Source organism: Acinetobacter sp. YH12021, from assembly GCF_013420145.1.
GTDB classification, from domain to species: Bacteria; Pseudomonadota; Gammaproteobacteria; order Pseudomonadales; family Moraxellaceae; genus Acinetobacter; species Acinetobacter towneri.
In genome coordinates this window covers 1-6,551 of the sequence record NZ_VOYT01000037.1, presented here as the reverse complement: position 1 = coordinate 6,551, position 6,551 = coordinate 1, and the positions used below count along the sequence as shown (strand labels likewise).

Annotated in this window: 6 protein-coding genes and 1 pseudogene; 2 read left to right on the top strand and 5 right to left on the bottom strand. The window is 40.5% G+C overall.

Going from position 1 to position 6,551, the window contains the following annotated elements:
- Nucleotides 1–312: 312 nt before the first annotated feature.
- The 5 genes and pseudogenes from FTT91_RS13915 to cadR form a co-directional block, all read right to left on the bottom strand.
- A pseudogene (locus tag FTT91_RS13915) lies at nucleotides 313–1,089 on the bottom strand (efflux RND transporter permease subunit); the annotation flags it as partial.
- A complete protein-coding gene (locus FTT91_RS13910) occupies nucleotides 1,079–2,341 on the bottom strand; it encodes an efflux RND transporter periplasmic adaptor subunit (RefSeq protein WP_180169669.1) in 1,263 nt (420 codons plus the stop codon). The gene FTT91_RS13910 and the pseudogene FTT91_RS13915, both read right to left, overlap by 11 nt.
- 1 nt (nucleotide 2,342) lies before the next feature.
- Nucleotides 2,343–3,710, bottom strand: a complete 1,368-nt coding sequence (locus FTT91_RS13905; RefSeq protein ID WP_004677225.1) for a TolC family protein — start codon at nucleotides 3,708–3,710, stop codon at nucleotides 2,343–2,345.
- A gap of 48 nt (nucleotides 3,711–3,758) precedes the next feature.
- Entirely contained in the window at nucleotides 3,759–4,169 is a 411-nt protein-coding gene (locus tag FTT91_RS13900; RefSeq protein WP_025465702.1) for a hypothetical protein, read from the bottom strand.
- Between the two features lie 142 nt (nucleotides 4,170–4,311).
- Entirely contained in the window at nucleotides 4,312–4,704 is a 393-nt protein-coding gene (gene cadR, locus FTT91_RS13895) for a Cd(II)/Pb(II)-responsive transcriptional regulator (RefSeq protein ID WP_131269477.1), read from the bottom strand.
- A gap of 90 nt (nucleotides 4,705–4,794) precedes the next feature.
- On the opposite strand from cadR, the gene FTT91_RS13890 reads away from it, so the two are divergent.
- Entirely contained in the window at nucleotides 4,795–6,075 is a 1,281-nt protein-coding gene (locus FTT91_RS13890; RefSeq protein WP_131269479.1) for a cation diffusion facilitator family transporter, read from the top strand.
- 11 nt (nucleotides 6,076–6,086) lie between these two features.
- Nucleotides 6,087–6,344, top strand: a complete 258-nt coding sequence (locus tag FTT91_RS13885) for a FeoA family protein (RefSeq protein ID WP_167846498.1) — start codon at nucleotides 6,087–6,089, stop codon at nucleotides 6,342–6,344.
- Nucleotides 6,345–6,551 lie beyond the last annotated feature (207 nt).

Here is a 6,551-nt window from a genome sequence, read left to right as displayed (position 1 = left end):
CGATTTATTCATGGGGGCTTCTATAATAATAATAATCGAGCATGAGTCTCATACGGATGCTCGGGTCGAAAGGGAATCCCCAGGCGAGTAACCTGTTTGCGGTGATCCATTAGCTGCAGGAGCAGAATAGCATACATCTGGAAGCAAAGCCAGGAAAGCGGCCTATGGAGCTGTGCGGCAGCGCTCAGTAGGCAATTTTTCAAAATATTGTTAAGCCTTTTCTGAGCATGGTATTTTTCATGGTATTACCAATTAGCAGGAAAATAAGCCATTGAATATAAAAGATAAAAATGTCTTGTTTACAATAGAGTGGGGAACACGAACCGTTAGCTGTTGTCCATTTTTCTCAATATAGCCAGCACCACGGTTTTCATTATTCTCTGTTAAGGCAGTTTGTAAATCAGACAAAGGAATTTGCAATTGTTGCAATCGGTTCAGATCAGGGGCAACCACATAGGTTTTATTAAAGCCACCGATACTGTTGATCTCCGCAACGCCTTTTACGCGCTGTAATTGCGGTCTTACAATCCAATCCTGAATTTCACGTAAATCCATCGCCGAATAAGGGGTTCCATCCGGCTTTTTAGCATTTGGTTCGGCTTTAATCACCCATTGATAGATTTCACCTAAACCTGTCGAAATAGGCGACATGTTAGGTTGCACATCTTCAGGCATTTCTCCCATTGCTTCTTGCAAGCGCTGGTTGATAAGCTGTCTGGCCCAGTAAATATCCGTGCCATCTTCAAAAATGATGGTCACTTGCGATAAGCCGTAGCGTGAAATCGAACGGGTTTGTTCCATTTTCGGCATGCCTGACATGGCATTCTCAATTGGATAGGTAATCCGCTGTTCCATTTCCAAAGCCGTAAAGCCATTGGCTGAAGTGTTAATCTGCACCTGAGTATTGGTAATATCCGGTACAGCATCAATCGGTAACTTTTGATAACTATAAATACCAATAGCAATCCAGGCTGCAACAAACAGCATGACCCAGATTGCGTTATGAATAGAAAACTGGATCAGCCGATCAAACAGCCCTTCAGGTTTTACCGATTCGTGGTCTGGAATGTGAGGGCTTTTAGTGCTCATGTGAAGCCTCTCCTTTTTCCATCTCAGATTTCAGTAAGAAACTGCCTTGAGCGGCATATTTTTGTCCCTGATTAAGCCCATTTACCACTTCAATCCACTGGCTATCCCCAGACGATTGACCTAATTTCACCGGCTGCGGAGTGAATTCAACTTTTTGTCCATGCTGAGTGGCGACAAAAACCACATCTTTTCCATCGACATTCTGAACTGCGGACTTAAGTACCCGTAATGCGGTACTTTCACTGCGTTGTTGCAACTGTACGTTTACCATCAAGTTTGGACGTAATTCGGTTGCATTCGATTCAACTTTTGCTCGCACCTGAAGACGACCTGTTTGAATATCCGCTTCAGTATTTAAGGTTTGAATAACTGCCCTGTAGACCTTTTCAGTTTGCAAAGATTTAAATTCGATCTTTTGATTCGGGGCTAAGCCCACAATTTCAGAATTTGGAACAATAAATTCAAGCCAGAGCTGATCTAACCGGTCTATGGTAAAGAGTTGACTTGCTAACTGAACATTTTCTCCGAGCACCAAATCCTTTTTACTGATCACGCCGGAAATGGGGGCTTTCAAAATATAGCGCCCGTTACTGGTATTCACAGCACCAAACGCACTTAAACGTGATTGGGCCGATTGGACCTGAATTTGCGCCCGTTTATAGCTGTTGTAAGCACGTTGATAGTCCTGTTTTGCTGAAATACCCTGTGACCACAGCTGACGCTCACGCTCGAAGTCCTGTTTCGCCAGTTCAAGGTTGGTTTGTTCAATTTTTAGATTGGCCTGCTGATCGACTAAATCAGGAACAAGCAACGTGGCCAAAGACTGTCCTTTCTGAACTTTTTGGCCGAGTTCTACATAGACATTTTCGACATGACCACTAAAACTCGGAGAGACATGCGCTTGCTGGTCGGTATTCACGTTAAGTTTTGCTGGATAAGAACTTAATTTAACCTCCGGACCTTGATCGACTGCTGATAACTGTATGCCTTGTTCAACCAGTTGCTTGGCCGTCAGGCTCACGCCTTCTGCATGCTCTTCGGTTTCACCGCCATGTTCCTCTTTGCCTTCTTCACTTCCATGTTCCTCTGCGCCTTCTTCCTCTGCATGTTCATCTGATGTTTCAGATTTATTCTTACCCGACAAGATCAAGAAAATACTGAGTAGTACGGTTGCGCCGATGACCAAACCAATCAGTAGAGGTTGAGAGATTTTTCCGCTCTGTTTTTTTAAGCTGTTTTTAAGATCGAACATGTTAATTTCCCCCACCAATGACAGGCATGGCCTGTATGTCTTGCCATAAGTTTTGATTGATTTGTGCAATAGCATCTTTCGACATGACTTCACTTGGGCTAATGCCTAAGCTCAAACTTTCTGCTTCAATGGCCTTTTGCCAGCCATCCCGTAACAACTGGACTTTACGCAGACGGATGTCTTGTAATTGAAGCGTGGCTTGCTGAACATCGGTTAAAGCAAACTTGCCTGCCAAGAAACCTTGTAGCGTCTTACTTTGAACTTGAGTCGCCAAAGGAATTTGAGTCTCGTCAACGACTTTGAATTGCAGCTCTAAACCCTGCAACTCGGTTAAAATTGTGCCTATTTGCAGCGCATTTTGCTTTAGATAAAACTCTTTCTGACGCTCTAATAAGTTCATTTTTTCTTGCGCGATTTTTATGCCATTTTGCTGACGATCGAAAATATTAAGCGGTACACTGACTCCGACTACTAATTGATTTTGTGTGGAGTTTTCCAAGGATTGGGTGCGGTTGACACCTAGGTTTAAAGTGGGGTTAGGACGTGCCTTTGCCCTTAGTTGATCAACCGTTGCTTGAGACTCTAATACCAGTAAAGCTCGATATTTCTCAACGTAGTTTTCCGCTAAATATTCTTGAACCTGCTGATGAGTCGATTTTGGCCAGAGCTTTTGTGAAGAGAGGTTTACCTGCAATGACTTATCAGAGGTTCCCCATAAATTTGATAATTGTTGGGTGGCCACTTGGACTTGTAAGTCGGCCTGTCTAAAAAGACGGATATTTTCAGCATGACTTAAACGTGCGCGATTCACATCTACTTGCGCGATACCGCCCGCAGTAAAGCGCTTCTCGATCGCTTTAAGGTTTTCTTCGCTCACCCGAAGTTGTTCATTGACAATGTTTCTTTCAAGTTCGGCAATGGCCAGTTGTGACCATACATATTTCACTGCAAGCTCAATTTGCGCTTGATAAATCTTCTGCTTCAGTGCTGTTTTATCTGTAGAGAGACTGGCTAATTTTTGGTTTGCTTTTCGCTCACCAAAAATATCCAAGGGTTGTGATATGCCAATGGTAAGCTCTTTTTCATTATTTGAACCAAATCCCGTTTGTTCAACTGACAGTTCAGGATTTTTAAACAGCTTACTTTGCTGAAGATTCGTGGCATTAATGCTGTTTTGCGTTTCCCAGAAATTTTGGGACGCTTGATACTGGTTGACCTGATCAATGGCTTGTCGCAGCGTTAAATCTTGAGGACTGGCGACTACAGAAGTACTCAAGCTGATCATTGCTGATAGCAAGACACCTGTACGGAATGCTGACCAGGATAAATTCAGGATAGAAGTATCCTGATATAATTTGTTTTTTGACATGAAATGCACCACACATAATGAGATTAGGAGTGGTGGGCTTTTATAAGACTACCCCACCAATAGTAGGGGCAAATCAGGAGGGGGTGTTAATTGATTCAGATAAGGGGATTTATAAAAAGTTCTTCCCAAATAAGATGGTGTAAGGACTGTCTCAAAATGAGTTTTAAGCTTCAAATCATCGGGTGGGTCAATCTGAATCACGATTGTATTTGAGAAATGACTGCACTTTTCGTTAAAACAAACCTTCTGACAATAGTCATAAATTTCTTTATAGTTTTCTAAGGAATAAAGTGCTTGACTAGGACTATCACTCTTTTCGTCTAAATCGATTGGATTAGAGAGTATTGAATTGGGTATGTTTGGCATTTCATGCAGACACGCAGCCTCTGCCACACTCCAAATATTCTGGAATGTGAATAAGAGTACCAATATCTGGATTAGAAATGTTTTTCTCTTCATACACAAATCTGTATTTAAAACACCAATAAGAAGCTGTCCAGATCTATCAAAGATCTGATCACAGAATTTGAGTAACCTTAAACTTTTTGCAGCCTTAAGTAAAGATATACAGAATTTTTGAAAAAAGCATAGGTCTAGATAATCAAGCTAGATTTTTTAGAACTCCACATTGGTCAATTGTACATAAGCCATCACAAGTACCTCTTAAATCAGATAATTGTTCAATAAGCTTTTGTTGCTTGATTATATTTTCTCTGATAGCACTGACATGTAAGTCAATTAATTCATTCACATCTGAACAATTTTTCTCAGGTTTGTCTTTATAGGTGAGTAATTGACGAATTTCATTCAAACTCATATTTAAAGTTCGGCAATTCAAAATAAACTTAATTCGCTCAACATAGCCTATATCGTAAAGGCGGTAATTTCCTTCCGTTCTTTCCGGTTCCGGAATTAAACCTTCCTTTTCATAAAACCTAATTGTTAATACTGAACATAAGGTTTTTTTAGAGAGTTCACCAATTTTTAAATGCATTGAGTTGGTATTTCCAAAAAATCTTGACTCTATAGTAACTATAGGGATTCTAATATTCAAAGTTTATAAATTTTTTTAATGGGTATAATTATGAGTGGCTGTGGATGTAGTAAAGAAACACCATGCGAAGATAAGAAATCTCAACAAGAAAATCATCCATCAATTGCAGAAGCAAGCAATTCAAAGAATTGTAATAATACGCTTAGCTGTTGTGGGGAAGAGGAAGAAAAAAAATCTTCATCCCCTTGCTGTAACACTTCAAACAGTTGTGAAGATACCGCTCAATCCTGTTGTAGTTCTGATCCCAAAGAAAATTTAAGCACTGAAGACGTTTTAAAAGATTCGCACTACATGAGTGAATACTTAGTTCCCAAAATGGATTGTTCTGCGGAAGAACAGATGGTTCGTATGGCGCTATCTTCAATTGATGGTGTTCAAAAACTCATCTTTGATTTACCTAACCGGTCTTTAAAGGTTCTACATAATCAAAAAGATGAAAATATAACTACCAAACTTGAAGCTTTGGGTTTTGGGGCAAAGCTTGTGAAGACTGAAACTTATATAAGCAATCAACAGGCTAAGCAAACAAGTACCTACACCATTCCTAAAATGGATTGCTCTGCTGAAGAGCAAATGGTCCGTATGGCTCTTGCAGATATTGAAGCAGTTAAAGGTCTTACTTTTGATCTTCCCAATCGAAAACTGAAAGTCTTCCATAATGAAGGGATTCAGCAAATTACGGCCAAACTTGAAGGACTGGGTTTTGGGGCGAAACTTGATGAAACACAGCTTTCTTCAGGTGATCTACCCAATGAACCTGATCCTGTGAGACAAGCTAAAGTACTTAAACTGTTATTAGGCATTAATGCTCTACTGTTCTTTATAGAATTCATCAGCGGTATTATTGCTGCTTCTACAGGATTGATTGCTGATTCTCTAGATATGTTTGCCGATGCAGCCGTTTATGGTATTGCGCTATATGCCGTCGGAAAAGCTGCGAAATATCAAGTGAAAGCAGCCCATTTCGCAGGTTGGATTCAGTTATTACTTGCTGTTATCGTGATTGTTGACGTCATTAGACGATTCATGTTTGGAAGCGATCCAGAATCAACGCTCATGATTGTTATTGGCCTGCTCGCACTTATAGCTAACGTGACATGCTTATATCTTATTTCTGGTCATCGAGAAGATGGCGCACATATGAAAGCCAGTTGGATTTTCTCGGCGAATGACGTTGTCGTAAATATGGGCGTTATATTTGCCGGTGTACTCGTGGCGTGGACGGGATCAGCTTACCCAGACTTAATCATTGGCATCCTGGTTTCTTTATTCGTGCTTAATGGTGCTCGAAAGATTTTGGCTTTGAAGTAAGAGTATCGAAAATGAATCTATTTCAAGTTAAACAAAATCAGATCGTCAAAATTAGAGATCTCAAAAAAGGTAATCAATACAGTCATACCACTGATCCCGTATTGGAACGGCTCCAACTATTAGGTTTTAGAGAGGGTGAAACTCTACAAGTACTCGCTAAAGGTGTTTTTGGCGGAGATCCTGTTTTAGTTCAAATTGAAACTTCAAGATTCGCATTAAGAAAGAATGAACCGTACCGGGTTTGTCGGAGACTTTTTTATTTAAGTTAGGCCACCTGACCTAACGGGTTAATCTTATCATAGTACATTGCTTCAAACTCAAAAGGCGACTTGTAACCCAGTGCACTGTGAGAGGTGGTCCCACTTGTTTGAACAACTAAAAGCGTATTTATAAGTGATATTCCGCTCTAGTTAAGCCACCTTGTTTTGTTGGGGTAGCTGATCATAGTAAAACTCATTTGGTGTCATTTTGTCTAG

What these genes read in the sequence shown, in the direction of transcription:
- FTT91_RS13910 (WP_180169669.1), bottom strand. Translation starts at nt 2,341, where the DNA reads ATGTTCGATCTTAAAAACAGCTTAAAAAAACAGAGCGGAAAAATCTCT.
- FTT91_RS13905 (WP_004677225.1), bottom strand. Translation starts at nt 3,710, where the DNA reads ATGTCAAAAAACAAATTATATCAGGATACTTCTATCCTGAATTTATCC.
- FTT91_RS13900 (WP_025465702.1), bottom strand. Translation starts at nt 4,169, where the DNA reads ATGAAGAGAAAAACATTTCTAATCCAGATATTGGTACTCTTATTCACA.
- cadR (WP_131269477.1), bottom strand. Translation starts at nt 4,704, where the DNA reads ATGCATTTAAAAATTGGTGAACTCTCTAAAAAAACCTTATGTTCAGTA.
- FTT91_RS13890 (WP_131269479.1), top strand. Translation starts at nt 4,795, where the DNA reads ATGAGTGGCTGTGGATGTAGTAAAGAAACACCATGCGAAGATAAGAAA.
- FTT91_RS13885 (WP_167846498.1), top strand. Translation starts at nt 6,087, where the DNA reads ATGAATCTATTTCAAGTTAAACAAAATCAGATCGTCAAAATTAGAGAT.